This is a genomic window from Cryobacterium sp. Y62 (genome assembly GCF_002929785.1).
In the GTDB taxonomy this organism is placed as follows: domain Bacteria; phylum Actinomycetota; class Actinomycetes; order Actinomycetales; family Microbacteriaceae; genus Cryobacterium.
This window is the reverse complement of the sequence record NZ_PJJK01000104.1, coordinates 1-26,419: the sequence shown is the minus strand read 5'-3', so window position 1 is coordinate 26,419 and position 26,419 is coordinate 1. Positions and strand designations below refer to the sequence as shown.

31 protein-coding genes and 1 pseudogene are annotated in these 26,419 nt (G+C 64.8%); 16 read left to right on the top strand and 16 right to left on the bottom strand.

Translation table 11 applies throughout. The annotated features are described in order from the left end of the window. Positions 1-105: 105 nt before the first annotated feature. The gene (locus tag CXY71_RS09160; protein WP_104135332.1) at positions 106-690 is read right to left on the bottom strand and encodes an NUDIX hydrolase family protein; all 585 of its coding nucleotides are present in this window, start codon (positions 688-690) and stop codon (positions 106-108) included. Between the two features lie 126 nt (positions 691-816). On the opposite strand from CXY71_RS09160, the gene CXY71_RS09155 reads away from it, so the two are divergent. Beyond that, positions 817-1,467 carry an alpha/beta hydrolase gene (locus CXY71_RS09155; RefSeq protein ID WP_104135331.1) on the top strand — a complete coding sequence of 217 codons (651 nt, stop codon included), beginning with the start codon at positions 817-819 and terminating at the stop codon, positions 1,465-1,467. 210 nt (positions 1,468-1,677) lie between these two features. Here CXY71_RS09155 and CXY71_RS09150 read toward each other — a convergent pair whose 3' ends face one another. Further along, positions 1,678-2,118 carry a DUF5997 family protein gene (locus tag CXY71_RS09150; RefSeq protein WP_104135330.1) on the bottom strand — a complete coding sequence of 147 codons (441 nt, stop codon included), beginning with the start codon at positions 2,116-2,118 and terminating at the stop codon, positions 1,678-1,680. 92 nt (positions 2,119-2,210) lie between these two features. Between CXY71_RS09150 and CXY71_RS09145 the strand changes: the two genes are divergently transcribed. Continuing rightward, positions 2,211-3,059, top strand: coding sequence for a LysR family substrate-binding domain-containing protein (locus CXY71_RS09145; protein WP_158253037.1), 849 nt, complete (start codon positions 2,211-2,213; stop codon positions 3,057-3,059). A gap of 4 nt (positions 3,060-3,063) precedes the next feature. Here CXY71_RS09145 and CXY71_RS09140 read toward each other — a convergent pair whose 3' ends face one another. The 3 genes from CXY71_RS09140 to CXY71_RS09130 are packed head-to-tail and all read right to left on the bottom strand — an operon-like array spanning position 3,064 to position 5,529. Then, positions 3,064-3,456 (bottom strand): VOC family protein, encoded by a 393-nt coding sequence (locus tag CXY71_RS09140; protein WP_104135328.1) that lies wholly within the window; start codon positions 3,454-3,456, stop codon positions 3,064-3,066. Positions 3,457-3,493: 37 nt separating this feature from the next. Then, complete coding sequence (locus CXY71_RS09135) at positions 3,494-4,468, bottom strand: ABC transporter permease (RefSeq protein WP_233204573.1); 975 nt, start codon at positions 4,466-4,468, stop codon at positions 3,494-3,496. Beyond that, complete coding sequence (locus tag CXY71_RS09130; RefSeq protein ID WP_199184263.1) at positions 4,465-5,529, bottom strand: ATP-binding cassette domain-containing protein; 1,065 nt, start codon at positions 5,527-5,529, stop codon at positions 4,465-4,467. Before CXY71_RS09130 ends, CXY71_RS09135 begins: the two co-directional genes overlap by 4 nt. 44 nt (positions 5,530-5,573) lie before the next feature. Here CXY71_RS09130 and CXY71_RS09125 point away from each other — a divergent pair, with 44 nt between their 5' ends. Continuing rightward, positions 5,574-5,777, top strand: a complete 204-nt coding sequence (locus CXY71_RS09125) for a hypothetical protein (protein ID WP_104135327.1) — start codon at positions 5,574-5,576, stop codon at positions 5,775-5,777. Between the two features lie 658 nt (positions 5,778-6,435). Then, positions 6,436-9,018 carry a LuxR C-terminal-related transcriptional regulator gene (locus CXY71_RS09120; RefSeq protein WP_146072788.1) on the top strand — a complete coding sequence of 861 codons (2,583 nt, stop codon included), beginning with the start codon at positions 6,436-6,438 and terminating at the stop codon, positions 9,016-9,018. Positions 9,019-9,091: 73 nt separating this feature from the next. Here CXY71_RS09120 and CXY71_RS09115 read toward each other — a convergent pair whose 3' ends face one another. Genes CXY71_RS09115 through CXY71_RS21990 form a run of 3 tightly spaced genes read right to left on the bottom strand, consistent with a single transcriptional unit; the run spans position 9,092 to position 12,216 of the window. Next, entirely contained in the window at positions 9,092-10,378 is a 1,287-nt protein-coding gene (locus tag CXY71_RS09115; protein WP_104135325.1) for an ATP-binding protein, read from the bottom strand. A gap of 46 nt (positions 10,379-10,424) precedes the next feature. Then, the gene (locus CXY71_RS09110) at positions 10,425-11,684 is read right to left on the bottom strand and encodes an aldehyde dehydrogenase family protein (protein ID WP_233204572.1); all 1,260 of its coding nucleotides are present in this window, start codon (positions 11,682-11,684) and stop codon (positions 10,425-10,427) included. Between the two features lie 22 nt (positions 11,685-11,706). Further along, complete coding sequence (locus tag CXY71_RS21990) at positions 11,707-12,216, bottom strand: hypothetical protein (protein ID WP_233204571.1); 510 nt, start codon at positions 12,214-12,216, stop codon at positions 11,707-11,709. Positions 12,217-12,552: 336 nt separating this feature from the next. On the opposite strand from CXY71_RS21990, the gene CXY71_RS09100 reads away from it, so the two are divergent. The 3 genes from CXY71_RS09100 (at position 12,553) to CXY71_RS09090 (ending at position 14,367) form a co-directional block, all read left to right on the top strand. Continuing rightward, positions 12,553-12,993, top strand: a complete 441-nt coding sequence (locus CXY71_RS09100) for a MarR family winged helix-turn-helix transcriptional regulator (protein ID WP_233204570.1) — start codon at positions 12,553-12,555, stop codon at positions 12,991-12,993. A gap of 239 nt (positions 12,994-13,232) precedes the next feature. Further along, entirely contained in the window at positions 13,233-13,718 is a 486-nt protein-coding gene (locus CXY71_RS09095; RefSeq protein WP_104135322.1) for an Lrp/AsnC family transcriptional regulator, read from the top strand. Positions 13,719-13,740: 22 nt separating this feature from the next. Next, positions 13,741-14,367: a LysE/ArgO family amino acid transporter gene (locus CXY71_RS09090; RefSeq protein ID WP_104135321.1), complete on the top strand. Its 627-nt coding sequence runs from the start codon at positions 13,741-13,743 to the stop codon at positions 14,365-14,367. A gap of 5 nt (positions 14,368-14,372) precedes the next feature. Here the strand turns inward: CXY71_RS09090 and CXY71_RS09085 are convergent, their stop codons facing one another. The 4 genes from CXY71_RS09085 to CXY71_RS09070 are packed head-to-tail and all read right to left on the bottom strand — an operon-like array spanning position 14,373 to position 16,282. Next, entirely contained in the window at positions 14,373-14,735 is a 363-nt protein-coding gene (locus CXY71_RS09085; RefSeq protein ID WP_146072787.1) for a hypothetical protein, read from the bottom strand. 55 nt (positions 14,736-14,790) lie between these two features. Then, complete coding sequence (locus CXY71_RS09080; protein ID WP_146072786.1) at positions 14,791-15,123, bottom strand: hypothetical protein; 333 nt, start codon at positions 15,121-15,123, stop codon at positions 14,791-14,793. After that, positions 15,120-15,767: an Asp23/Gls24 family envelope stress response protein gene (locus CXY71_RS09075; protein ID WP_146072785.1), complete on the bottom strand. Its 648-nt coding sequence runs from the start codon at positions 15,765-15,767 to the stop codon at positions 15,120-15,122. Before CXY71_RS09075 ends, CXY71_RS09080 begins: the two co-directional genes overlap by 4 nt. Then, a complete protein-coding gene (locus CXY71_RS09070) occupies positions 15,764-16,282 on the bottom strand; it encodes an RNA polymerase sigma factor (RefSeq protein ID WP_104135369.1) in 519 nt (172 codons plus the stop codon). Before CXY71_RS09070 ends, CXY71_RS09075 begins: the two co-directional genes overlap by 4 nt. A gap of 186 nt (positions 16,283-16,468) precedes the next feature. On the opposite strand from CXY71_RS09070, the gene CXY71_RS09065 reads away from it, so the two are divergent. The 7 genes from CXY71_RS09065 (at position 16,469) to CXY71_RS09035 (ending at position 19,989) form a co-directional block, all read left to right on the top strand. Continuing rightward, positions 16,469-16,945, top strand: a complete 477-nt coding sequence (locus CXY71_RS09065) for an Asp23/Gls24 family envelope stress response protein (RefSeq protein ID WP_104135317.1) — start codon at positions 16,469-16,471, stop codon at positions 16,943-16,945. Beyond that, on the top strand, positions 16,942-17,136 hold the full coding sequence (locus tag CXY71_RS09060) for a DUF2273 domain-containing protein (protein ID WP_233198231.1): 195 nt from the start codon (positions 16,942-16,944) through the stop codon (positions 17,134-17,136). The genes CXY71_RS09065 and CXY71_RS09060 overlap by 4 nt, the downstream gene beginning before the upstream one ends. Then, complete coding sequence (locus CXY71_RS09055; RefSeq protein ID WP_104135316.1) at positions 17,133-17,558, top strand: hypothetical protein; 426 nt, start codon at positions 17,133-17,135, stop codon at positions 17,556-17,558. The genes CXY71_RS09060 and CXY71_RS09055 overlap by 4 nt, the downstream gene beginning before the upstream one ends. Next, positions 17,555-18,178, top strand: coding sequence for a DUF6286 domain-containing protein (locus CXY71_RS09050; RefSeq protein WP_104135315.1), 624 nt, complete (start codon positions 17,555-17,557; stop codon positions 18,176-18,178). The genes CXY71_RS09055 and CXY71_RS09050 overlap by 4 nt, the downstream gene beginning before the upstream one ends. Further along, entirely contained in the window at positions 18,175-18,795 is a 621-nt protein-coding gene (locus tag CXY71_RS09045; protein WP_104135314.1) for a hypothetical protein, read from the top strand. Before CXY71_RS09050 ends, CXY71_RS09045 begins: the two co-directional genes overlap by 4 nt. A gap of 90 nt (positions 18,796-18,885) precedes the next feature. Further along, positions 18,886-19,059: a CsbD family protein gene (locus CXY71_RS09040; RefSeq protein WP_104135313.1), complete on the top strand. Its 174-nt coding sequence runs from the start codon at positions 18,886-18,888 to the stop codon at positions 19,057-19,059. A 93-nt stretch (positions 19,060-19,152) separates the two neighbouring features. After that, on the top strand, positions 19,153-19,989 hold the full coding sequence (locus CXY71_RS09035) for a YihY/virulence factor BrkB family protein (RefSeq protein WP_104135312.1): 837 nt from the start codon (positions 19,153-19,155) through the stop codon (positions 19,987-19,989). A 74-nt stretch (positions 19,990-20,063) separates the two neighbouring features. Here CXY71_RS09035 and CXY71_RS09030 read toward each other — a convergent pair whose 3' ends face one another. The 3 genes from CXY71_RS09030 to CXY71_RS09020 form a co-directional block, all read right to left on the bottom strand. Next, positions 20,064-20,582, bottom strand: a complete 519-nt coding sequence (locus CXY71_RS09030; RefSeq protein ID WP_104135311.1) for a CarD family transcriptional regulator — start codon at positions 20,580-20,582, stop codon at positions 20,064-20,066. Between the two features lie 11 nt (positions 20,583-20,593). Next, positions 20,594-21,265, bottom strand: a complete 672-nt coding sequence (locus CXY71_RS09025; RefSeq protein ID WP_158253035.1) for a TetR/AcrR family transcriptional regulator — start codon at positions 21,263-21,265, stop codon at positions 20,594-20,596. A gap of 80 nt (positions 21,266-21,345) precedes the next feature. Then, positions 21,346-23,703 (bottom strand): trehalase-like domain-containing protein, encoded by a 2,358-nt coding sequence (locus CXY71_RS09020; protein WP_104135309.1) that lies wholly within the window; start codon positions 23,701-23,703, stop codon positions 21,346-21,348. Between the two features lie 499 nt (positions 23,704-24,202). Between CXY71_RS09020 and CXY71_RS09015 the strand changes: the two genes are divergently transcribed. Continuing rightward, positions 24,203-25,225, top strand: coding sequence for an acyltransferase family protein (locus tag CXY71_RS09015; protein ID WP_104135308.1), 1,023 nt, complete (start codon positions 24,203-24,205; stop codon positions 25,223-25,225). Here CXY71_RS09015 and CXY71_RS09010 read toward each other — a convergent pair. After that, positions 25,218-25,988 carry a hypothetical protein gene (locus CXY71_RS09010; protein WP_104135307.1) on the bottom strand — a complete coding sequence of 257 codons (771 nt, stop codon included), beginning with the start codon at positions 25,986-25,988 and terminating at the stop codon, positions 25,218-25,220. The genes CXY71_RS09015 and CXY71_RS09010 overlap by 8 nt on opposite strands. A gap of 71 nt (positions 25,989-26,059) precedes the next feature. Here CXY71_RS09010 and CXY71_RS09005 point away from each other — a divergent pair. Further along, positions 26,060-26,272 (top strand): annotated as a pseudogene (locus CXY71_RS09005) (transposase); the annotation flags it as partial. Positions 26,273-26,419: the final 147 nt, after the last annotated feature.

Below are 26,419 nucleotides of genomic sequence, written 5' to 3'. Positions count from 1 at the left end.
AAGCGGATGCCGCCGGACAGCTCGTGGTACGCGTTAGAAAAGTTCGCACGTGTTCAAACCAGTGCCGCCTTCTCACAGTGGCGCCGTGAGGCGCGCGCCGCCACCTCAGTAGAGCAGACCGACCGACGCCATCGCTGCACGCAGCAGCGCTCCGCGACCGCCTTCCATCTCGGCCGAGACTCCCGGTGACACGGCCTCGGTCGGGGTCATCCAGGTGAGTTCAAGGGCATCCTGCCGCGGGTCGCAGGTGCCGGTGACGGGAACGACGTAAGCCAGCGAGACGGCGTGCTGGCGGTCATCTGTATAAGCGGTAATGCCCGGCATCGGAAAGTACTCGGCGACGGTGAACGGTACCGGGCTGACCGGAAGCTGCGGGAAAGCCATCGGGCCGAGGTCCTTCTCGAGGTGACGAAAGAGCGCATCGCGCAGGGTCTCGCCGTAGAGCACCCGGCCGGAGACCAGCGTGCGCGTCATCTCGCCGGTCGACCGGGCGCGCAGCAGCACGCCGACCTCGACGACCTGGCCGAGACTGTCGACCCGCACTGGCACGGCTTCGATGTACAAGATGGGAAGGCGACGACGAATCTCGGCAAGTTCAACATCCTTCAGCCAACCCGGATTCGTGTTCGGGGCTCCCGCGGGGGGCTTTGGCGTCCAGTCCGGGTCTGGATCAGGGGTTCGCACGCTCATGAGGCCATTCTGTCCTACGTGGGCTCCGCGCGTGCACCGGCGTCGTTCCCAAGTGCCAGAAACGGGCCGTGCAGTGAAAGTATGGGAGGACACGGCGCCCACGCGGCGCAAACCCGGGAGGAACCCATGACCACCAGCACTACCATCGACGCCGCCGCCGTGCTCTGGTCCGCGTCCGGCGCCGACCAAGTTGACCGCCCGCTCCTGCTCGTGTTGCACGGATACGGCTCGCACGAGGGCGACTTGTTCTCGCTCACGCCGCACCTTCCGCTTGAGCCGGTGATCGCGGCACTGCGCGCGCCGCTGCCGGTCGGCGACGGCTGGGCCTGGTTTCCAATCAACGATCCCGGAAACCCCGACAACGCCGCGGTCGACGCGGGCGTTGCCGCCGTGCTGGCCTGGCTCGACGCCCTGCCGCAGCAGCCGTCCACCGTCGGTCTGCTCGGATTTTCGCAGGGTGGCGCCATGGCACTGCAGTTGCTGCGCATGGCGCCAGACCGGTTCAGCTTCGCCGTGAACCTCTCCGGGTTCGTCGCCAGCGGCCCGCAGTCCGGCGACGCACGTTTGGCCGAGCGCCCGCTTCCCGTGTTCTGGGGTCGTGGCACCGTCGACGGCGTCATTCCCGCGAGCGCCGTCACACGCACCCAGGCGTGGTTGCCCGGGCACAGCACGCTCACCGAGCGCATCTACGAGGGTCTGCCACACTCGATCTCGCAGGCCGAGCTCGGCGACGTCGTCAATTTCTTGCGCACGCAGTACCTGGAGCCGGCCGCCTAGAAACGCTCAGTCGAGTGGATGCTACAGCGCGGCATCCACTTTCAGTCACGACAGCAGGCGGTCGCCACCGCGCCGCACACGTACCGAAAATGTGCCGAAAACGAGCGGACGTACCAGACGCCCGCCGACGCGGAAGCCCGGGTGAGGGGTCGCATATCGGCCTAAAACTGCCCTCGACCAGACGATTTACGACCTCTCAGCGCTCAAACGCTAGGAGCGGTCGCGCTTGGCCTGCTCCTGCGAAGCCTGACGCTCGACGTGCGCCTTCTTGGCCGCGCGGTGCGCGTCGCGGTCTTTCACCGCGATCTGGTCGGCGCGCACGCCGGCCTGGGTGGAACGTTCAAGCACGAGCCAGGCTGGCGGCTGCTGCAGCAGGGCGGATATCTCGGCGGTGGTCAGCGGGTCGGTGATTTTGCTGCGGGCCAGGCCGGAGATCGAGACGCCGAGCTTGGCGGCGACGACCTGACGCGGGTGCGGACCGTTGGCGCGCAGCAGCGTGAGCCACTCCGGCGGGTTGGCCATGAGCTCGGCGAGCTCAATGCGGCTGACAAATTCGGTCTGGAACTCGACCGGTGCGCCGCCCAGCAGAATCCCGAGTTTCTGGGCCGCCGTGGCGGGCTTCATGGTCTGGGGCTTCTTCTCGGAACTCATTGCTCAAGCGTATAGCCTGAGAGGGTCCTCGTTTGGGCAAATGGCCCCTCAACTACCCTGCGCCTGTCTCAACTGCCCCAGAAAGGATGCCGGTGAGCTTTTCCATCGCCTTCGTCGCCGGTGTCACCCCCACCAAATGGACCCGGATCTGGGGCGACCGCCGCCCCGACGTGCCCCTCACCGTGTTTCGCACCGAAACGGCAGAGCAGATCACGGTGCTCCATGACGGTCGGGCCGAGGTCAGCCTCGTGCGCCTACCGATCAATGAGACCAACCTGAGCGTCATCAACCTGTACAGCGAGATTCCGGTCGTGGTGGCGTCAAAGGATCACGCGACCCTGCAGGCCGAGACCGTCCTGCTGGCCGATCTGGCCGCGGAGCACTTGCTGCAAGACCCCGACGACGTGCCCGAATGGCGCGACCTCGCCGACGAGGTGCGCGACGGAACTCGCCGCCCCCTGCCGCTGATGCGAGACCTCGACGAAACCATGGAGCTGGTCGCCGCCGGCGTCGGCATCATCATCGTGCCGCACGGGGTCGCCCGGCTGTACGGCCGCAAAGACGTCGTCTCCCGCCCGGTCACCGGCGTGGCTGATACCCAGATCGCCCTCGCCTGGATCACCCGCGAAACCACCGCGGACATCGAAGAGTTTATCGGCATCGTGCGCGGTCGGTCCAAGGCCAGTTCGCGAACGGATGCCGGTGCCGCCGCCGCGGCTGACGCCGCCGCAGACGGCGAGCAGCCCGAGGTTCGCAGCGACGGTCGCCCGCCCAAGCCACCGCGCAAGCCCAAGAAGACCGACAAGGCCAAGGCTGCTGCCAAGGTAATTCGGGTTGCCGCTGCGAAGGCCAAACCGGCCGTGCGCAAGAGAACCGAGAGTGCCCCTGGGCGCACCCGTCCGACCAAGAACCCCAACAAGGGCAAGGGTCGCGGCCACTAAGAACCTATGGGTTCTTCAGCACCGACAAAATGTTGCCGGACGGGTCGGTAAACCAGGCGATGTCCGGCCCCTGCCCTTCGCCGGCCGCGATGCCCTTGTCGTTCTGCTCGAAGGCGTCGTAGCGAAGAAACTCCACGCCGCGCTCGGTGAGCTCATCGACGGTGGCATCGAGGTCGCTGACCGCTAGGTTCAGAATTGTATAGGTGGCCGGTACGAAGTCGGGCTTCGGGTAGACGATGACGGTCGCCCCGCCGGGCAGGGTGATGCGCAGCATCCCCATCTCGCCCGCCGAGACCTCGAGGCCCAAAGTCTCGGCGTAGAAGGTTCGCGCGGCGTCGAGATCGACGACGGCGAATCCGCTGAAGCCGTCGACAATACCTACGGCATGTTCGGTCATGAGTGACTCCCTCTAGAGTGGTTCGGATTTCGCCGGGTCAGCGGGAGCTGATCGACGCGAACTTGCGAATGCACAGCGGCACGAACACGAGCAGCATCACGGTGATGCCGATCAACACGGTCAGCACCGGGTTCTGCATGGTCCAGATATCCGGAACCGGCGCCGTGCCGAGGTTGCCGAACAGCTGCCGCACGGCCTGTACAAGCGAGGATACTGGGTTCCACTCGGCGAAAACGCGCAGCGCGGTCGGCAGGGTTTCACTCGGTACGAACGCATTCGAGACGAAGGTCAGCGGGAACAGAATCAGGAAGGACGCATTGTTGATGACCTCCGGGCTCTTCACGCTCATGCCGAGCAGCGCCATCACCCAGCTGAACGCGTAGCCGAACAGTAGTAGCAGCCCGACTCCTGCTAGAAATTCGGGCGGCGAGGTGGTGACCCGCCAGCCGACCGCGAGCCCGGTGGCCATCATGATCACCATGGAGATGGTGTTCAGCATTAGGTCACCGTTTGTGCGTCCAATCAGCACAGCGGATGCGTTCATCGGCAAGCTCCGAAAGCGGTCGATGATCCCTTCTTTGAGGTCAAGCGCCATCGCGGCGCCGGAGAACGTGGCCCCGAACACGACGGTCTGCGCGAAAATACCCGCCATCAGGAACTGGGTGTAGTCGCTGCCTTCGACCGCGATGGCGCCACCGTAGACCTGGCTGAACAACAGCACGAACATGATGGGCTGGATCACGGCGAAGACGAGCATATCCGGCGAACGCTTGATCTTGATCAGGTTGCGTTTGGTGACGGTCCAGCCGTCGGAATACCAGAGGGAGAACGGGTTCCAGGTGGGGAGCGGGGGTAGGGCGGCCGCTCGAGCGCCTGCCCGCACAGCGTTCGCGACGGCTACGGCCGATGCAGCTTTCGTGGTGGCAGAGTCAGCCATCGCAAACGCGGTGGGAGTGGCATCGGACGCGGACGGTGTGGGCTGAGCCGGGATATCAGCGTGACGGGCATTCATTTGACGCTCTCCAAATCTGCAGCTGCGGCCTTCGCTGCACGCGCCTTGTCTCGTTTGGCCTGCGCCCGTTTCGAGAGCTTGGGCCCGCTGGAATCGTCGTCGTCGGCCGCGCTGAGGTCGGCCTTGTGACCGGTGAGCTTGAGAAAGACGTCATCAAGGGTTGGGCGGCGCATGCCGGCATCATGCAGGCTGACCTCTGCGGCGCGCAGGTCGGCGAGCATGTTCTGCAGCGCGTTGGGGCCGTCGGTGACGGCAACTTCGACTCCCCGGCCGTCGGTGGAGATCGTCGGGATACCCGATCCGTGCCGGGCGAGAACGTCGCGGGCGACCGCGCCGTCGGCAGCGTCGACGAGAGCGACCACCACGCGGTGCCCGCCGATCTGCGCCTTGAGCTGATCGGAAGTGCCCTCAGCGATGACCCGGCCGTCGTCGATCACGACGATGTCATCGGCGAGCTGGTCAGCCTCTTCGAGGTATTGCGTGGTCAGCAGCACCGTCGTGCCGTCGGCGACGAGGCGTTTGATCACGTCCCACAGGGCGATGCGACTGCGTGGGTCGAGCCCGGTCGTCGGTTCGTCGAGAAAGAGCACCTTGGGATTGATCACGAGCGCCCCGGCGAGGTCGATGCGGCGCCGCATTCCGCCGGAAAAACCCTTGACCGGTCTATTGCCGGCGGCGGTGAGCTCGAACAGGTCGATCAGCTCCTGTGCGCGTTTGCGGGCGGCCGGGCCGCCCAGGTGATACAGCCGACCGACCATTTCGAGGTTTTCAAACCCGGTGAGGTTCTCGTCGACGGCGGCGTACTGGCCGGACACCCCGATGATGCGCCGCACCGATTTGGGGTGGCGAATGACGTCGATTCCGTCGATAACGGCGGTGCCGGCATCCGGTCGAATCAGAGTTGTCAGCATTTTGACGACGGTGGTTTTGCCGGCGCCGTTCGGGCCGAGCAGCGCCTTGACCGTGCCACGCGGCACGGACAGGTCGAGCCCGGCGAGCGCGTGCACCGGCCCGCTCTTGGATTGATAGGTCTTGGTCAAGCCCTGGGCCTCAATGATCACGGGGTTTCCTTGCGGTATCGGGTGCAGCAATCTGATTCGTTGCCATGCTAGTAACGCCCCGTGAGTTCGACAACAGCCTCGAACCGCTCAGTGCGTCGCAATCGGGCCAGCTCGTGCGCGAATTCGACCCAACCACCCAGTTCGACCGGGTCACTCTGGCCCTTTTGTACCCCCTCAGCAGCGGCGGATCCGGAGCTGGAGCCGACCTGTGCGCCGCGGAAAGCCCACTTCGCACGCCCGTACCGTGAGGGCTGGCGCCCATGGATTCATGGTCTACACGCCAGCTCACTGGCCCGCGGAGGCCTGATGAATACTGCGCGGGCGAAAATTTCGAAGATGCACACCCCGCCGGGGCGGGAGGGGGAGCCACCGATCTCAGCCGACTGCGTACCGAGGGGTTCTCGCTGGCCAGTCGCCAGCTGCCGATGACAGACAGTGCCGTCCTCGCTCCTGATCGAGCCGGTTGTGCTGACCGAGCCGGTTGTGCTGACCGAGCGGGAAAAGGAAGTCACGTCGATCGCCACACAATGCCCGAGCAAGGGGACATCGCCGAGTCGCCGTTTCTTTCGGTGCGCACGATCGAATCGTATCTTTATCACGCGCGAGTCAAGGCCGGACAGAAACTCGCGCGAAGTCCTCGCGAGCGTGTAGCGGGCGCTGGGGCCGCGGCGGCGGCATCCGCTCACCGTCTTGATGAACGACTCTGCGGCATTACCAGCGCCCACTAGCACAAGTTGAACAAAGGTCAGTTCTTTGACAGGAAAAACCAGTAGTCAGTTTCTCGATCCCAGTAGCCTAAGGACTCCCCGCCGGATCAATACCCCTCAAAAGTGGGTATCGTAATGCTCAACATCTTTTTATAGGTCCTGGCGCAAGGCGGTATGCATCGGCCGAACCGGGGGCGACGTGGACGGCCAAAAGCACCAGGACGGGAAGCGGATGCCGGTCAACGCCCCCGCAACCGTTGGTCGGAATGCTCGGGGCATCGCCGACATCGTACAGTCGGGGCGCAGCGTCGTCATCTTCGGACCGCCTGGCTACGGCAAATCCCAGTTGCTCGGGTCGGTGGCAACGATACTGCGCTCGGATGGCGGCGACCCGGTCGATATCGCGGCCACCGCACTCTCGCACGCGGTACCGTTTGGGTCGATCAGCAACGGCTCCAACCTGCGTCTCGCCCTCGCACTCGGTGGGACCAGGCCGGTCACCGCTACTCGGCTGCTGAAGTACGCGCGCGATCACGGCCAGTGCGAGCGGCCGGTCATCAGCGTGGACGATGCGCACCTGCTCGATGCCCAGACCATGGATTGCCTGTATCGACTGGCCGTCGGGGGCGAGATCGTACTGCTTCTGGCGAGCGATCTGCTGCCGACCGGGCCGGCGACCGACGCTGCCACGGTTCGCCTGGTCGACGAGCTATGGGTCAAGGGCGGCGCCGACCGCGTCGACTTGGAAGCGCTCTCCCCCGCTGAATCGTCGGAGCTCGTAACCCACTTCGCTCCGACCGGTCAATTCGAACGCGGTGCTCGCGCGCTGCTGCACTCACGCAGCGGTGGGTCTCGAATGCTACTACGGGAGCTCACGGCCGAAGTCATGCGCCAGCAACAGCCGCCCGACGACCAGGAGCTGGTCTCCTTCTCACGATTCCCGCCGTCGCGGAGAATTCTCGATGTGGTGGCGCATCAATTGCGCGATCTGACGCCCGACCAATTCGCCGTGCTCGCCCTGATCGGCCGGTTGGATGGCATTTCTTACTCGCACGCGACTCTGCTGTGCCGCCCGGTAGCCCTGCGCGACCTGCTGCGTCGGGGCTTTCTACACCGACGGCCGGCCGGTCGGTTGCATGCCCCGACCATGTTCTCCGACGGCGCGCTGGCCGACTGTGATCCCGACCTACTACGGAACATGACGGCCCAAATCGTCGACCTGCTGCTGATGGACCGCACGCACGGCGGCGTGATGACCTCGGCCGAGAGCCTCGTCATCGCCGACAGCTGGACGGTATCCGCTGCCCTGCTTCCCGAAGTACTCGACCGGTTGCCCGCTGACACCGTCGCCGATATTCTGCTCATCGCCGCCCAGCGCAGCGGCAGGCGAGGCCTCACTGACCGCTCATTGCTGCTCGCGAGCCTCGCTCTGCGGCTCGCCCCCGGGCTATCGACGCTGATCGAGTATTCTCGGGCCTTGGCCGGCGACGGCCGCCCGGCAGCAGCCCTGGCGGAATTGGCCGAGGCGGAAGAGTACCTGCGCATGCCGGCCGACGGCGTTGTGTTGCTGCGCTGGCTGCGCGAACTGGCAACCTTCGGCGTCATGACCGGCATCGATTTTGCTGCGCTGCATGTACGGGCGGCAGGCTGGTTTACCGGCGACCCCACGATGGCCGGCGAGTTGGCCTTCATTAGCCTGACCGAAACGGTGCAGAATCAGCAGTGGCCGCTCGCGGTCACCGCCGGTCAAAGCCTCGCTCGCACGCCCGGCTACGACACCGTCACCCGCATTCACGCGGCCTGCCTGACAGCCTTAAGCCTCGCCCAGCTGGGGCGCGCCGTCGAAGCAGTGCGCCTGCTTGATCTCGCTACCGACCTCAATGAGCGCGACCGGTCGCTCCGCGAATCGGATGTGTACTCGGCTGAGGGTTTAGCCCTGGAGATTTTTCAGACCGACGCCGCCATCCGTTGCCTGACCTGTTTCGACCGTTCCGGCGCACTCGAGGAGGTGGACGGTTGGATCACCAGCGCCATCCGCCAGGGGGACCTGGGCAGCTTGGCGCTGCTGGGCTTCGTCGGCGGAGAATTGAGCCGGCCGGCCGGGAGCGAACAGGACCGCTGGCAGCCGTGGCTGCAATGCCTGCGCGCGACTTCGCTCGCCCGGCTGGGGCTGATGGCGGCGGCATCCGCTGCCCGCAGGTCAACGACGACCGACCGGTTCGATCTGGGGTTTCTGCTCAATTCGGGCACCGACAGCGCTCAGCTACTGGCCGTCTACCTCTACGAAACGGCCGGTAATCGTTCCCCCATCATTCGTTCCTGGCTGATCGAGATCTTCGTGCAGCTCGGGCAGCCCGTTGGCCACGTGACGCGACTGCTCACCGAGCGAGACGGCGAAACGGATGCCCGCAGCGCGTCGATCGCTGTCGATGCACCGAGCGTTTCAAACGTGGGCTCGAGCTTTCCGAACGGCGCAGCGACCAGGCCGGCTCTGGAACCAACCGACAGCGCGAAACGCACTGAGTCGTTCGTGGCCTCCGACGGCGCTCGCTTGTTGACCGGGAGGGAGAAAGAGATCACCATACTGGCCGAGCGAGGCCTGACCAACCGACAGATCGCGACTGCACTCTACGTATCGGTACGCACGGTTGAGTCCCACCTCTACCAGGCGAGAGTCAAGACCGGGCAGCGCCCGCGAGCGGGGCGCGCGCCCGTTACGGTTTTGATCCCCGGGGCCTCAGCCACCGATCTGGACGACGAGATCACTGACTCCGTCGCCTGAGCCAGCAATCCCTTCCGGGCCCGTGATAGGTCATGGGCCCACGTTCCGAAGGTGGGCCCGGGCATCCGTTTGACTACAATCGGGCAAGACGCTCGATGTCTTCGAGGAACTCGGCCGCGACCTCGGCGGAGACGGTCATGCGCGTCTCCGAGATGGCCGTGACATAGTCTTCGGTGCGCGGCCCATTGATCGCCGGACCGTCGTCGGCTGAGTACAGCGCCTTCTCGAGGGCGTGCTGAGACGCCCGATGCGCGGCATACTCAACGTCGGCGGGCGAGAATCCCTCGCTCTTTTCGACCAGTACCGCAAGGTCGACCTCGTCGGACACCGCCTCGGGGATATAGCGTTCCCAGATAGCCTGACGCGCGGCGACATCCGGTAATCCGATCGGCACGACGTAGTCGAACCGGCCGTGACGCAAGAAAGCGGAGTCGAGCGCGCGAATAAAGTTGGTCGCACAGACCAGCAGGCGCCCGGGCTGGTCACGGAAGGCGGGGATAATCTTGAGCAGTTCGTTGGTCACGCCCTGCATCGCCGATGGTGGTTCGCCTGATCGCTGGGACGCGATCTCTTCGACCTCGTCGATGAACACCACCGCGTGTTCGAGCTCCGAGATCTTCAGGAACGTTTCGCGCAACGCTCCGGCCAGGCCTTGCGGGTCGGCCGCCAGGCGCGATGGGAACACCTCGATGAATGACCATTCCAGGCGAGAAGCGATCGCCTTGGCGAAGGTGGTCTTTCCCGTGCCGGGAGGGCCGAACAGCACGACCGCTTTGGGCGGAGAAACACCGTATCGCTCGGCCAGTTCGGGTTTGGCCAGGGGCATGACCAGTCGGCGTTCGAGGAGTTCCTTCTCGCGCGCCATGCCGCCGACCTTCTGCCAGAGGTCGCGGGGCAGCACGCGGCCGCCGAGCTCGCCGAGCAGCTTGAGCTCCTCGCGCTGAACTGGAATGTGTCGTTCGAAATAGCGCAGGTTCTTCTTGACCTCGAAGCCGCGGTTGAGAAACGCGTCGACCTTGGTCTCGGATTCGGGCATGAGCGCGGACAGCTTGGTCATGCCGTGCGGCGCCATACGGGCTTCGAGCGCGGCGAGCATAGCCGTTCCGATGCCCTGGCTCTGCCATTTTTCCGCGGTCGCCAGAAAGACGATCCAGCCCTGCGCGTGCGCGGCGCGGCCGACGGCGGCACCGACCAACTCATCTCCGTGCAGGGCTACGACGGCATGGTCCTTCTGGCAGGAGGCGAGCACCTCGGACAGGCCGTAAACCGGCTCGGTGTCGGCGGCCTTGATCCCGTCCCACAGGCGCAGAATGCCGTCCAGATCGTCGGAGTGAAAATCGCGCAGTCGCCAGCCAGTCATAATGAACCTCGCATCGTTGGGTGTGCTGCCAATCTATTGCACCGGGTCAGGCGCGAAAGGCGGCGGCAAGGATGCCCGGCAGCCGGCGCATCGAGGGACGCGCGGCGAATTCGGTCAGCAGGCGGGCGGTAGACGCGCCACTTCGGGCTGACACGAACCACGGAGGCTTCGGCAGCAGCGCCCACTCCCCGTGCACGATCGAGTGCGGAAACGGCCGAAAAGGCCCCCACACGACGGTGCGCTCCACGTCATCGAGCAGCAGAGCATTGTGCACCACGCCGATGCCGCTCTGCACGTCGCTGAGGGTATGCCCCGGAAACGCACCCCACGGCGCCGCCGCTGACAGAAACCCGACGCCGGTCCATGCGTTGATCGCAATGGTCCCGTAGTGCAGGCGCGCCACGGCCTGCTCAAACCCGGCTCCGAGCCGCCGAATACTGCTTGGCGACCCGAGAATATTCGCGCCGAGCGTGCCCAGAAAGTCGCGGTTGACGGTCTCGACGGCCGTGTCGAGAAACGCCTGGCCGGTGCCGGGAAGTTCGACGACGCTGAGCACCGGCGCGAAGTATTCAGTTCTGAGCATATCTTCCGGCACAGCGGATGCCCGCGCCTCGGCTGAGTCCACACCATCCGTTTGCGGTGCTTCACGACTCGCCTCGGCCGGTACAGCTGACTTCGCTGCCACGAGCAGGCGCCCGCCAGGGATCGACCGCGCGGCCGGGTAGACGGTGCGGGCTGCGAGCATCCGCTCATCACTGCCGGGGTACCAGGCTGGCCGAGCCGGTGCGAAAGCAAGGGCAGCCTCGACCGCGTCCAGAAACGCGTTCTTCTGCGGCCAGGCTGCGCTGAGCACGAGCACCTGCCCGGCGATGCAGTTGTAGCCGCCATTGTGCAGCCGCATGGTGGCGACGTGTTCGGCCTGATAGCGCAGGTCGCGGGCACTCCACCGGCCCGGCAGTACGAGGATCGGCGAAACACCGCCGAGTTCGCTGGTGATCGGTTTGGTCAGGCGCGGGGCATCCGTTTTCGCACCGGCGAACACGATGGCGTCGTGGGTGGTCGCGCTGCCGGTAATGTGCACGTGGCCGATGCCGGAGTGCTGCGCGAGGTAACCGCCCACATCCGCGCCGCCGGTGACGATGCGCAGCAGGCCGTCGTCGATGAGGGGGGCGAGCGCCGCGCGATAGACCGGCAGCAGGCCATCGAAGGTGGCGTTGAGTTTGAGGATGGAGACCCGGTTGTGTGCCACGAGTTCGTAGAGCACGTCGAGCGGTGCGATCGAGCTGATGTTTCCGGCACCGAGCACGAGGCCTACCCTACGGTCTGGTCTAGGGCCAGAGTGGTCGCTGGGTTCGCTGCCGGGAACACGCTGCCCCAGTCCGGCCCGGGAGCGGGCCTGTGCCGCTGTGACGCCCGGTCGCAGCCAGGCCTGGGCGGTGAATCCGTGCAGCAGGAGCCCGTCCCAGGCGTTGTGCGGAAGTACGGAAGTACGGAAGTACGGAAACCGTAACCCGACCGCCCGGTGCCCGCCCCAGCCATCGGTTCGCAATGGGGCTGCGCCCGGTGCTGAGCACCCGAAGTGTGCGCTTCAGCGCGGTCAACGACGTGAGCACGCCGTACGGGCCCGTCAGCCATTCCTCGCCGATCAGCGGCGACGCCGGGTCGAGCCTCTTGGCATGCGCGGCCGCGAGCACCCAGGGCTCGGCTTCGGCGGCGACGGATGCTGCGACACGCGTCAGCAGATCGCCGCGCGCCGCGAGGGTAGTCGCCGCCCATCGCTCGCTGCCGGCAGCCAGCTCGGCAATAGCGAGGTCGAGGTCGGCCTGATCCGTCGTCATCGATCTCCCCTGATTGCCGCCCAGCTTAGTGCTGCCGTTTAGTGCGCGGCGACGGGCAGTGCAGCTGGGTGCGCGCGCCGCTTCGATCGATGTCGTGCTGATCCATCGGCTGGGCGCAGACCGGGCAGCTACGAACCGGCGCGGGTGCGGCAGGCACTAGATCCGACCCATTCAGTCCGACCGGCGGCGGTCCCAGAATGGGAAACAGACGACCGTTGAGCCAGGCAGTCATTCCGCCCCGTCCCTTGATTCGCGGGCGGCTGTCCTTACCGTGTGTCATAACTGTTAGTGTACTAATTAATGGCCGGAAGAACAACCGGCGGGAACGGAACGCCCATGACATCGCCAATGCTCGAGAATCCGCTCGCTCTCGACAACCAGGTCTGCTTCGCCCTTGCGATCGCCTCACGCAATGTCATCTCACTGTATCGGCCCATTCTGGAGCCGCTCGGCCTTACGCATCCGCAGTATCTGGTCATGCTCGCGCTTTGGGACGAGAGCCCACGCACCCTTAGGGGCCTCGGTCAGACCCTCTGCCTTGATCCGGCCACCCTCTCCCCCCTGCTCAAGCGGCTCGAAGCAACCGGCTACGTGCGCCGGCAACGCCGAGAGGCCGACGAGCGCACGCTCGACATTACCGTGACCGCACAAGGAGAGGCCCTCCGCTCCGTCGCCGAAACCATCCCGCCGCAAGTTGTCGAAGCACTCAATCTTCCGCTCGATGAGCTGGTCGTGTTGCGCGATGCGCTGCACCGCGTCATCGCCGCGACTTCCTGACCGCATTCGCATCCGCTGCCGGCCGGCACCAAAGCTCAGGCGACCGCGTCGGCGACCAACAACAGCTCCGCTTGGAAGGCCGACCAACATAGGGGATCCGGTTCGGGTTACCAGTACCGAACGCATCGGCTTTGACAGGGGTAAGACTGCTATTGATTCGTTCCCACTAGGTAAAATCCGTGGAATCTGCCAGACTTTAAGAATATTTCACGAATTATGCGGTGACGAGGAGAAGCGACATGGCTGACGCGAAGAGGATTCGGGAGGTCGAAACCCTCGACGAGGTCGATCGCATTCTGATCGCGGCGCTGCAGGCGGATTCCCGCACCACCAACAGTCGTCTGGCTGCGGCGGCCGGAATCGCCGAGTCCACCTGTGTCTCCCGGGTGCGCTCACTGGTCAGCCGTGGAATCGTGACCGATTTCACGGCCATGGTCGATCCCAAGGCGATCGGTTTCGGGCTGCAGGCGCTGATCAGCGTCAGCATCCGCGCCGGGGCCCGCACACACATCCCGGCCTTTCGCGACTCGATCCGGGTGATGCCCCGGGTCGTCCAGCTGTTCTTTCTCGGCGGTTCCGAGGACTTCATCATTCACCTGTCGGCCCGCGACACCGACGATGTACGCGATTTCGTGCTCGAGCATCTCTCCGCCGATCCGGCCGTGGCGTCAACCCGCACGAGCATGGTGTTCGAGCACTTCTACAACGGTGTAACCCCCGAATAGAGCGCCCGAAACTAAGCAAGAAATGAACCTCGCCGATACGCTTCTGCCCGCCCTATTCGGCTTCGGCACCGGACTCGCCCTCATCATCGCGATCGGCGCCCAGAACGCGTATATTCTGCGGCTCGGCATCGAGGGCAAAAACCGCACCGTGCTCGCGGCCGTGCTGATCTGTTCGGTCTCCGATGCCGTGCTCATCCTGGCCGGCATTGTGGGAATCGGCGCTCTCATTCGAACCGCCCCGGTTGTATTGGTCGTCGTGCAGGTACTCGGCGTCGGCTTTCTCCTGAGCTACGGTATGTTCGCCGCAGTGCGCGCCTTTCGCCCCGGCGTGCTCGTAGCAGCGGCCATCACGCACGAGAGCACCAGAGCAGTCGTCGCGACGACCCTCGCACTGACCTGGCTCAACCCGCACGTCTACCTCGACACCCTGATCTTTCTCGGCTCGGTGGCCAATCAGCAGGGGGCGAGCGAACGCTGGTGGTGGGGCGCCGGCGCGATCACGGGAAGCTTTGTCTGGTTCTTCGCTTTGGGCTTTGGCGCGCGGATGCTGCGACCCCTGTTTGCCCAGCGCTCCTCCTGGCGTGTGCTGGACGCGTTCATCGCCGTGGTCATGATCGCCCTCGGCGTGCGGATGGCCATCGGGGTGTAGCGGAGCTAGGCGCGCCAGTACCCGGCCTTGCCAAGCAGCTGGACCTCACGATTCGCGCCCTCGGAAACCGGCACCTCGGGCGGAAAAACCCCGAAACCGCGCCACATTTCGATGTTGGGTGCGACCTGCTTCCACAGGTTATCGACCAGATCGTCGGGCAGCGAGTAGCCAAGGCCCATGTGCCTGGCGATACTCCAGGCTTGGAAGGCCCGATACAGGGTGGTGTGCTGCAGCGCTTCGTTGAGCAGATAATCGCCGTAGCTGAGGTGCAGGATTCTGTCGGGGTCGGGCTCGAGGTCGGGGTCGAGCTGGGCTGGGGTGATCTGGTCGATGACGCAGCGCAACGCAGCATCCGCTTGGAGGAACATTTCTCTCTGCTTTATCTGGGGCAAGCTAGCACGGGCCCCGCGCAGGTCCAGACGCTCACCCGATTCGAGCCACGATCACGGTGATCTCGGCCACCGCCGGATCGCCGGATTGCCGCAGGTGCGCAGCGATCGCATCGTGCACACGCCTCGAAACTTCGCCGGCCGACTCGTCCGCAGTGATGCCGATCTTGGCCGTGACCCGAACGCCGTCGGCACCCTGGGTCCTGACCACCACCGAGGCTGCGGGCAGACGATGCGTCAGGGCACCGAGGGTGGCTGTGACCACCTTCGCGCGGAGGGGCCCCGCGGGATACAAAGAGTTTACGCCCGCAACCCGACGCACCACCTGGTCGAGTTCGTCGGTCGAGGGATGCACCGGAGACATCATCGCTCCTGTTCATGAGCGGATGCATCGGGCGCGGTATACAGATTACTCACCGTGATATCGATGGCCGCGACGACCAGTTCCGTGTATTTTCCTAAAGCGACATACATCGCCTGTCGCAATTGCTCGGCCACCGCCGGAATATTCTGCCCCGGGAATACAGTCGCATCTACCGAAATCGTGATGGGTTCACCGGGCACGCTGACGTCTCCGACGAGCACGCACCGTCCGACCAAAATGTTCTCCAGTCGGTCCCCGGTCTCCCGCAGAATACCCCGAACAGCACCCTCGGTCACAACGAGACGCGCCGTCGGTGACGAGTGCGCCAGCGGGATCTCCCGGCCGGCGTGCGCCTCCAGGCTGATGTTCTCCAGAACCGATGCGACCCAGCTGTCGTTGCGGAGGGATTCCCGCTTGAGGTCGCGCTCAAGCAGCGACAGCTGCGCTCGGCGTAGGCGCTCGAGACCGCGCAGGGCAATTTCGCAGTCCGGCGAATCGTCGATGCTCGGGTCAGCTGGTAGCCCGCCCCGGTCGAGGTAGTCGCTGAGTTGTTCAATAGTGTGGCCGTTCAGGCCGGCCTCTTCGCGATCGGTGTCGTCGAGGTCGAAGGTGACGAAGCGCCGATCTGCCGGCGTCAGTTCGGTCATCGCCATTCCTCCATCTCGCGAAGCAAGGTTTTGCGCGCCCGGGCCAGCAATCCGCGCACGGTCGATGTGGGCAGGTTCAACTCGGCGGCAATATCACCGTAGCTGTACTCGGCGATTTCGCGCAGAGTCCAGCAGCGCCGTTGGTCCTCGGGGAGAGCAGCGAGCACTCGGGCCAGCGCTTCGGTTTGCGACTCGACCTCGGCCAGGGCATGCGGGGCGGTGCGCTCTGGCGCCGGGGCATCCGTGTCATCGATGTTCACGTGTTGGCGGCGAACGCGCAGCCGATCGATGCTCTTGCGGCTGACGATGCGCATCAGCCAGCTCTTCACGGCGTTGCCATCCTCGAGTCGGCCGAGCTGCTGCCAGGCAGTGATGAACGATTCCTGTACCACGTCGTCGGTCTCGTCATTAGACCCGAGAACCCGGGTGGCGTAGACCCGCATGAGCGGTCCATACCGGCGCACGAGCACCTCGAAAGCTCGGAGGTCGCCGTCGGCGGCGCGGTCGGCGAGCATCCGGTCGGCTGCCGTATCCAACGGCGAGGCGACCTGCTCACGCACTGTTCCGGGCACGTCACCTCCTCGTGCGAACGATTCAAAAATTTTCCTCACCTTCGCGTGACGAATATGCCACAGGTTTCGTCCTACAGGTAACAATCCGCTTTCGGCCTGCACAGCTGGCCCGATCTCAAGGAGCTACCCATGGACCTCAGCGACACCAACGGCACCAGTTCTGCAACCACGCCGCCCGGCAACCGCCTACCCGTCGGCACGGCTCTGGCCGGCGAACCGCTCACCGGCACGGGAAGAACCGTGATCAATGACGGCGTCGTGGCCAAGGTCGCCGGCATTGCCGCCCGCGAGGTCAGCGGTGTGCACGCCCTCGGCGGCGGCGCGGCCCGGGCGCTTGGCGCCATCCGCGAGGCCATGAACAACACGGATGTGAGCCAGGGCATCTCGGTCGAGGTCGGCGAAACGCAGGTCGCCGTGGACGTGACCATCGTCGCCGAGTACCCGGTGCAGCTGCAGCAGGTGGCCGACGACATCCGCTCGAGTGTGATTCGGGCCATTGAAGACCTCGTCGGACTCGAAGTCACCGAGGTCAACGTGACCATCGTTGACATTCACCTGCCCAGCGACGAGGTCGAGGCTGAGCCGAACAAAGCCGCACTGCGGTGACCAGCGCAACCCGCACCGGCATGCTGGTCGGAGCGATTCTGGCGCTGACCTGGGTCATTCTGGGTTTTTGGGTGTTTCTATTCGTGGCGTTGGCCATGCTGGTCGGTTCGCTCGTTGGCCGCGTAATTGACGGCCGCCTCGATCTCGGTTCACTGATCGGCGCCTTTCAGGGAAAGCGTTCTTCGTCATGAGCGTGGCGACCGACTGGTTTCTCGGTGAAACGACCGCCAGAGCGGATGCGCCGGGCACGACAATCGCGCCGCCCGCGACCCGCGGGCGTACTCGAATCGCGCCGAACGCGCTGCGCCGGATCGTCGGACTGGCTACCGCCGAGTCGCTCGGGGTGGCACCAGACCGGGTCAGTGTCGAACTCGGCGACGACCACGGTATGCTCGCGCTCACGATCAGCACCTCGATTCGCGTCGTTCCGCTCTGGCACGTCAGCCGCGAACCGGCCGTCCTCGCGCGCACGGGCGGCACCATTTTGGCTCGGTCGGCCACGGCCCAGATTCAGATTCGTCGCCGCGTCGGTGAACTGACCGGCGCCGATATCGGCCGGGTCACCGTGCGATTGACTGGCGTTGATGTGCAGCGGGAACGGCGAGTGCGATGAGCAGCGCGACCGTCATGCACGGCGGGATAGACCGGTCCGCCGTGACGACGACCGCGCGGAGCGCCCGCATCGGTCGCCGCGAACTTCACTCGCCTCGGTCGGCTGCGGCCATCGCCGTGGCTGTCGTGGTCATTCTGTCGTGCGGCTGGCTGGGTACCGAGATGGTGCTGCTGCTGCTCGGCCAGCCGGCCCTGCTTGCGACGCCGGCCGAACTTGCCGCTGGCGTTGCATCCGCTTCGAACATGTCCATTCCGTTGCTGGGAGCGATCGCGGCGGGCTGCGCCCTGCTCGGTCTCATGCTGTTGGTCGTTGCGGTTGCCCCCGGGCGCCGCGCCAGGCACCTGATCGACTCGGAGCGCACGGTGACCGTTGTCGATGACGAGGTGATCGCATCCGCCGTGGCGAGGCGCGCCGCTCGCGTCGGCGGGATCGCCCCGGACAATACCCGGGTCAGCGTCTCGCGCCGCTTTGCCACTGTGCACTTGACCCCGACCTCGGGCCGAACGGTGCAGCGCGACGCGGTGCAGCAGGCCGTGCGCGACCAGCTCAACGGTTTACAACTGCGACCGGCGCTAGAGACCCGCGTCGTCGTGGCCGCCGGAGGAAGGGTCGGAGCGTGAACAACACCAACCGCGCGCTCAACCGCAGCGTCGTTTTCGTGGCCGGCCTGGTGTTGCTCGCCACAGCCGTACTACTCGGCCTGCTCGCCACGCGAACCGCGATTCGGGATGCCTGGACCGAGGTTGCCGACACAGCCCGCACGACGGTCGTAGGCTGGCTCCGGGCTACGCCACTCGTCGGAACCGACCCGGATGGCACAGCGCACAGCTGGCTGTGGATCGCCACCCTCGCGGTGTTGCTGGCGGTCACTGTCTTGCTGCTCAGCTTCATTCTGCGGCAGGGGCGCGGCCATTCCGGCCACCTGATCAGCGAAAATACGACGAATTGGGGTGCAACCCAGGTTGATTCCGCCGTCGCTGAACAATTGCTGCAGCGGGCGCTCGACGAGCACCCCGAATTTTTGTCGACCCGCGTCTCGACCTATCGGGTCACCCGCGACGCCGTACTCAAGATCTCGGTGACCTGTCGTCGCGGAACCTCCCCGACGGACGTCGTGCACATCGTCGAACAGGCCCTGAACGCCCTCGATGGGCTGTTGGGCCTGCGCATCCTGGCCCTGCTGCAGATCAGCGGAGGTTTCCGGGTGCGTGCCAGCCGCAACACCCGCATCCCCTAAATCGCGACTCAACTGGATGCCCCCTACCTACGTTCGACGCGCCCGCGCCGAAACGTTCCCCCGAAAACAGCACACGAGAGAGAGAACACGATGAGTGCATCAGACAAAATCAAGAACGCCGCGCAGGACCTCAAGGGCAAAGCTACGGAGGCCGTCGGAAAGGCGATCAACGACGATTCCAAGGTCGCCGAAGGCCGTGCCGATCAAACCTCAGCGAGCGCCAGGAAGGTCGGCGAAGACGTCAAGGACGTCTTCAAAAAGTAGGCCAGTTTCCGGTGCGTGTCGGGCACTCAGGCCCGCCGCGCACCGCACTCCCCTGACTATTGGGTCAATCATCACGCCAGGAAAGAAAGCACAATGTTGAACCTGTACGCAACCTCGGCGGTTTCGGGCGCCGACGACGACCGCAAACCGGATACACCGGCCGAGGTGTCGAAGCGGTCGTGGAAGTACATCGTCAAACGCACCCTGAGCGAATTCGGCACCGACCAGTGCACCGACATTGCCGCATCGCTCACCTATTACGCCGTGCTGTCGCTGTTTCCGGCGCTCATCGCCTTGGTCTCGCTGCTCGGGGTGTTCGGCCAGGGGCGAACGTTTTTCAAGCTCAAACCCACGCAACTGCTCGTCACCGTCATCAGCATCGCCCTGCTGCTCGTCTCCGTGCTGATCCTGGCGATCAGCGGCCCCATAACGGATGCCGTCGGCGTAGCCCTCGGGCTTGGCCAGACCGTGCAGCTGGTCTGGTCCATTGCCAAGTGGCCGCTGCTCGCGGCCGCCGTGGTGCTGCTGATCGCGGTGCTGTATTACTTCACACCGAACGTGCGGCAGCCGAAGTTTCGCGGGCTCAGCCTCGGGGCGCTGGTCGCGCTCGTGGCGATCGTCATCGCATCCCTGGGATTCGGATTCTACGTCACGACGTTTTCGAATTACGCCAAAATCTACGGTTCGCTGGCCGGCATCGTGATCTTTCTGCTCTGGCTGTGGCTGACCAACCTCGCTCTGCTGTTCGGTGCCGAGTTCGACGCCGAACTCGAACGTGGCCGCCAACTGCAGGCGGGCATCGCCGCCGAAGCGAACATTCAGCTGCCGCCCCGCGGAACCCGGAAGAGCCAGAAGGCCGCCCTGAAGGAGATGCAGACCATTGCTGACGGCCGCCGCATCCGCAAGTCGCACGCCGCGCCGCGCTCGTAGCCTGCCGGCTAGTTACCCGGGCCCGGCTTGACCAGCGGACGACCGCGCCCGATCTGGGTGCGCGGTCGGTCAGACTAGACCGCTACTTCCACCGGCTCATCGCTGACGACGTAGTTCTGAATTTCGATGAGCAGCAGGTCACCGGCTTCCTGGTCGGTTAGGCCCTGGGCCAGAGCGAGCTCAGAGACGAGAATCTGACGCGCCTTTTCGAGCATCCGCTTTTCGCCGGCGGAAACGCCCTTGTCCTGGTCGCGACGCCACAGGTCGCGCACGACCTCGCTGACCCGGTAGACGCTGCCGCTGGCCATCTTTTCCTGGTTGGCCTTGTAACGGCGTGACCAGTTGCCCGGCTCCTCGGTGAAGGCGTTCTGGAGAATTTCATAGACGGCGCTTGCGCCGGCGGCATCGATGACATCGCGCACGCCGACGAGCTCGACGTTGTCGACCGGCAGCTGAATGGTCAGCGCGCTGGTGTGCACGTTGAGGGTCATGAACTGCTTTTCGACGCCCTTGATCGTGCGGGTTGCGAGGGCCGTGATGGTGACCGCGCCGTGGTGTGGGTAAACCAGAGTTTCGCCGATTTCAATCTTCATGGAATGCGCCTTCAGTGTTGTGTGGGTGATGCAACGCGTAAGGGCGTTGCGCTTGAGATCTGGGGGTCGAGCAGCCAACCGGGCAGCAGCGCCACGAGCTGGTCAACAAGTTCGTCGTCGGATACGTCGAGGTGGCCACGCATCCAGGAGCCGATCAGGGTGAGTGCACCGCCGGCGACATAGGTCATGACCAGCTCGGCGTTCACGGTCTCGTCGAAGACAAGCACCGACTCGAGCATGCGGGTGGCGTAGGCCTCGATGATTTGATCGTGCGCACTGCGAGTCAACGGCAGCTCGAGCACGCTCGCGTACAGGGGAAAATTTTCAACCATGTGCGCGACAAGGCGACCATACCCGAATCGGGCCGCGCTCTCGCCGACGCGCGCCGGCTGCAAAGCCAGGCCAGCCGAGCCGATGTCGGCGAACTGCGCCTGCAGCAGCTCGGCGGCAAGAACGTCGAGGCTAGCGAAATGCGCGTAGAACGAGCTGCGGCTGATTCCGGCCAGACGAACGATCTCGGCCACTGAAACGGATGCTGCCGGCTGGGCAATTAACGTACGGATCGCCGTGAGGATGAGCCCGCGGGTGCGCTCGGCGCGCGGGTCGTGCGTGAGCTTTGACGAATCGACGAGAACGTCGACCGGCACCTCGGCCAGGAGGCCAGGGTCAGTCAACGAATTCATCCATTCAGTATAGCACTTTTCGGACATGTGTCCGAGACCCGGGCGCATCCTCACTGCGGACACGCAAAAACCGGCCCACGCTACCGCCCGCGGTGCTCGTCAAGGAGCTGCGCACAGCGAATGAAGCCGAGGTGCGAGTACGCCTGCGGGTGGTTGCCGAGGTGCTTCTCGGTGGCCGGATCGAACTCCTCCGAAAGCAGCCCCGTCGGGCCGACCAGGATGACCAGCTGGTTGAACAGCGCTTCAGCTTCATCGAGGCGCCCGGCCAGGACGTAGGCCTCGATCAGCCAGGTCGTGCAAATGTGAAAGCCACCTTCAAGCCCGGGCAGCCCGTCGTCGTAGCGGTAGCGGAACACGGTCGGACCAACGCGCAGCTCGCGCTCGACAGCGCTGACCGTCTTCTGAAATCGTTCGTCGTTGACGTCGAGCAGGCCAGACAGCCCGATATGGAGCACGGCGGCGTCCAGATCCGGGCTGTCGTAGGCGACGGTATACGACTGGGCTTCCTCGCTCCAGCCCTCGCGCAGCACTTCGTCGCGAATCGTGATGGCGAGTTCTTGCCACCCGGCACCGACCTCGCGACCGTGCCGAACGGCGGTGCGAATGGCACGATCCACCGTCACCCAGCACATCGTCTTGGTATAGGTGTGGTGCCGCGGCGAGCGCCGGGCCTCCCAGATGCCGTGGTCGGGTTCCTGCCAGCGGCTGGTGACGGCCTCGACCATCTCGGTGAGCAGGTGCCACTGAAAGTCCGAGAGCGTTCCCTGCCGGGCGCTGAGCGTGTCCATGAGCTCGGCGACCGGTCCGAAGACGTCGATCTGCACCTGATTGTCTGCGGCGTTTCCGATGCGCACCGGGCGAGATCCGGCGTAGCCGGGCAGTGATTCGAGGCTCGCCTCCGTCGACAGCGACGAGCCGGTGACCGAATAGAGCGGATGCAGCCACTGAGCGCCGGGGCTGTCTTCAACGACGCCGGCCAGCCAGTGCAAAAAGCCGTCGGCTTCGTTGGTCGATCCGAGGTCGACGAGCGCCTTGACCGTCATCGATCCGTCACGCAGCCAGCAGTAGCGGTAGTCCCAGTTGCGGGTTCCGCCGATACCTTCGGGCAATGACGTCGTCGAGGCAGCGAGCACCGCACCGGTCGGTTCGTAGCAAAGGGCACGCAACACGAGCGCGGAGCGGCTCACGAGCGACGGCTTCACGCTCGGCAGGGTGAGTGTGTTCACCCAGGCACGGGAATCATTCATGACCGCGCCGCGCCTGGCTGCTTCGCCGGCAGCATCCGGAATATACGGCTCGGTGTCGCCGCAGCGCAGGTTGAGCATGACCGCGCCCTGCGACAGGTCGACGATGGCCGTGGCCGTCTCGTTGCGTCCGTCGGAGGTGACCGTGAATTCGACGCCCGGCGCCGACAGCGCGATGGGGTCGGGGGTTCCGGTGATGGTGACGAGACCGCCGTCCGCGTGCATGTTGAAGTGGGCAACGGCGTAGTCGGGGCGCGGCGCGAACACGATGCGAGCCAGACCGGTGCCGGTGAGCTTGCGCACGAGGTTGGTGATGCCGAGCGGCGAGGGCTCAATGTAGTCGGTCACAGTCACGTCTGCCCAACGGGTTTCGACGATCATGGTGTTGTCGACATAGCGCTGGCCGAGCACGCGGCTCTTCTTGACCGGTTCGATCGAGAAGTGACCGGCCTCTTCACTGCCCAGAATACTCGCGAACAGTGAGCCAGAATCGGGCAGAGGATGCGTCATCCAGCAGATGCGCGCTTCCGGCGTCACGAGGGCAGTCGACGTGCCATCGCCGATCATGGAGTGGCGTTCTATGGCAACGACGTGCTGGCCGAACAGCCAGTCCTTACGCAGTTCAAAGAGCAGGGCCAGTAGTTGTGCGAGCTTTTCCGGACCGCTGACCCGGTGCGCGGCGACGGATTCGCCGTCGCCGATGTGAATTCCCAGGTCGGGGCCGTGCAGGGTGTTCATCGCCATCTCGTCGCTCGCACCGTCGCCCGCGAAGAAGGCGGCACTGACGCCGAGGCGGGAGCGCAACCGGTCGAGGGCCGCACCGGAATCCTGCCTGGTCGCGTCGCCGTCCTCGGTGTCGAAGAACTCCGAGTCGAACTCAGCGCCGTTCGAGCCGACCAGGTGCACCTCGCGGGGCAGCCGCGAATCAGCGGCAAGATCGCGCAGGGTGCGCCCGCTCATCACGGCCGTGTGAGTGTTGGGCAGCGCGGCAAGCGCCCGCAGTGCGAGCGCCGATTCGGTGAGCAGCTTGGAGGGCACATCGGAAGCGCCGTGATACGACAGGGTGCCGCCGTAGTTACACGCCACGAGCAGGGAGGGCGTGCGCGCCAACTGCTGCAAGTCCTGCAGGATCTCGCGCGACAACCCGACCAAGCTGCGCGGTAGGTTCTTGGACAGGTTCAGGCGTTGCGGCATGAGGGAGTTCCTAGGAGATGAGCAAACAGACGGGCACTGCTGCCAATCGCTGGGCAGACCTAGGTGACGTTACCATCGGCGCTGGGTTGCACGAACGGTGCCACACTTTCTGGCATGAGGTTGCCAGCCATCACGCGCAGACTCGTGACACTAGCTAGCGCTCGCGGCACGTGTTTGAGAGGTTTGCACGGATGCCAACTTCTCAAGCACGTGCCACCTTTAGGCGAGCGGATGCAGCAGCTCAAACCACCGAGCACTACGAAATCGACGGCTCCGTATCGATGTACAGTGTCGAAGAAGCGTGGCCAGAGCGATATGATCGTGCCTGCGGCAGCGACTGTGCAGAATGTGCCTTGCAGCGTCGCGCTTGATGCGCAGCAATCTGCCAGCCAGCAATAGCTGATGACAGCCGACCACGCTGGCCCTTCATCTGACCGGCGCGCTGGCTGAAAGCGCGAACCCGTCTGCGTGAGGCCGCGAGAACCCGTAGCCTATTCTCATGCAGACGCGGCCTGACCAGGGCAAACGGGTCGTTGCCATCGACATCGCTCGCGGGCTCGCGATCATCGGCATGTTTGTAGCCCATGCCGTTCCGCGCGCGGGTGATGCCGAATTGCTTGTCGATGGGCGCTCCTCCATTCTGTTCGCGACCCTGGCCGGAATATCGCTCGGAATCATGACCGGATCGGCACATCCGCTGGGCTGGGGTCAGCGTTCAGATCGCGTATTCGGCATTATGGTGCGCGCGCTATTTTTGTTTCTGCTCGGCCTGGTGCTATCGAGCCTGCACAGCGGCATCGCCATCATCCTGCATTTCTACGCCCTCATGTTTCTGCTACTTCTGCCGCTGCTTTTTTTACGTCGGTGGCTGCTCGGCCTGATCGGCGTCGCGTTTCTGCTGGGGGCGCCCATGCTCGGCGCCGCCCAAGCTGACGTGAATGTCGACCAGCCCGAGCTCGGCTATTTCGTCGACTATTTCTTTCTCAACGGCACCTACCCGGTGCTGATCTGGATGCCGTTTCTCCTGGCCGGTCTCATCGTCGCACGGTCCGATCTGCGACGTGTAAAAACCCAGGTCGCCCTCGTCGGTGTCGGCGCTTCAGCGACGGTGGCCGGCTACGGTGCGGCCATCGTGCTGTCCGGAGTCAGCGCTGAGGCGCACTCGGGATCGATCGCCGAGGTGATCGGCTCTGGCGGGCTCGCCATCGCGCTAATCGGCGCGCTGCTCTGGCTCACTGCGGTGAATCGTGGCCGGCTGGGTCGTGCGGTGCGCGGCATCCTCTCGCCGGTCGCAGCGACCGGATCGATGGCGCTGACCGTTTACACGCTGCAGATTATGGTCCTGGCCATCGTGGTAGCGGGCGGCCGGGAGGTTGACTACCCCGGCTGGCCGTTGCTGACCTGGATGCTGTTGCTCACATTCATCCTGACCAGTCTGTGGCACTATTTTCTGGGAAAGGGTCCGCTCGAACGTCTGCTCACGGCGCTCACCCGTGGGTCGCGAAAGAGCCGGCTCAGCTAATGCCGCCCATGCGTTCGAGCGCGGCGCGCATGATCTGCGCTTCTGGTGTCGCGGCCACGTGGTGGTTGGTGTAGATGCCGACCAACCACTGCAGCACCTCGTCTTCGCTCATGGCGACGGCGTTCCAGTCCACGCCGGACTCAGCAGCGGTACGCGGCAGACCGGTAGTCGGGTCGAGCCAGGCGCGAGCGATGGGCGCGTCGGGGTCGTCGTTGTTCATGTTCCAGAGCAACGCGATCGGGTGATTGTCGCCGTCGATGTGCTCGTGATCGACCCGCCCGGAGCCGAGCCACGGGAGGGTCAACAGTTCGCCGATGATGTCGACCTCAATCAATTCGAGCTGGGTCGGTTCGGTCTCGGGTACATACAGCGTGAAGCCCTGTTCGAACCACTCTGCGGCCTCATAGATCGAGTTGAGCAGCTCGTCCTGGCCGTCGATCTCCTGCACCAAGACGAGCGCCCATTCCAGCAGAATGGCGGTTTGGTCCTTCGGCCACGGGCTCTCGTACGGGTCGGCAGTACCGTGATAGTGAAAGCTGGGACCGGCTTCGTCGAGCAGCACGTGCAGCTGACCGCTGTCGTAGTCGATCGACAGGTTGAGGGCTTCACCCTCATCGTCGCGGTCGGCAAACAGGTCGGGATGGGCCAGCTCCGGGGGCAGGGTGATGGCCGCCGCGAGCCGGGCGCCTAGGTCAAGAACGACGCGAAACTGAACAGTGGGAAGGCGCAGGGTTTCGTCCTGCTCGAAGTGCTGGTCTGACATATCCAAAGTTTATCGATCAGGCGCGGGCATGGTCGCCGGTTCGACCAAGCGTGGAGCGCGTTGATCTCACGTTCGCGGCGTCACCCCTGGGTGTGAAATATCCGGCAGCAGCGAAAACGTTCGAGGATGCCTGGGAACGCTTCACCCCGTTCCTGGCCTCTCCGCCGGATTTGCGCCGCGTCATTTACACGACCAACAGCATCGAATCGTTGAACTACCAACTTCGGAAAGTGACCAAGAACCGCGGCCACTTCCCCAGCGACGAAGCCGCGATCAAGATGCTCTAGCTGGCGCTCTGCAACATCAAAGACAAACGCACCCGAGACCGAGCCAAGGAAGGGACTGCCCCCGGTTTGGTTGACTCCTGACCTGTGGAGATTCGTCTTCACTGGAAAGATGTCATCATGCCCAAGCCCTACCCACCCGAGTTC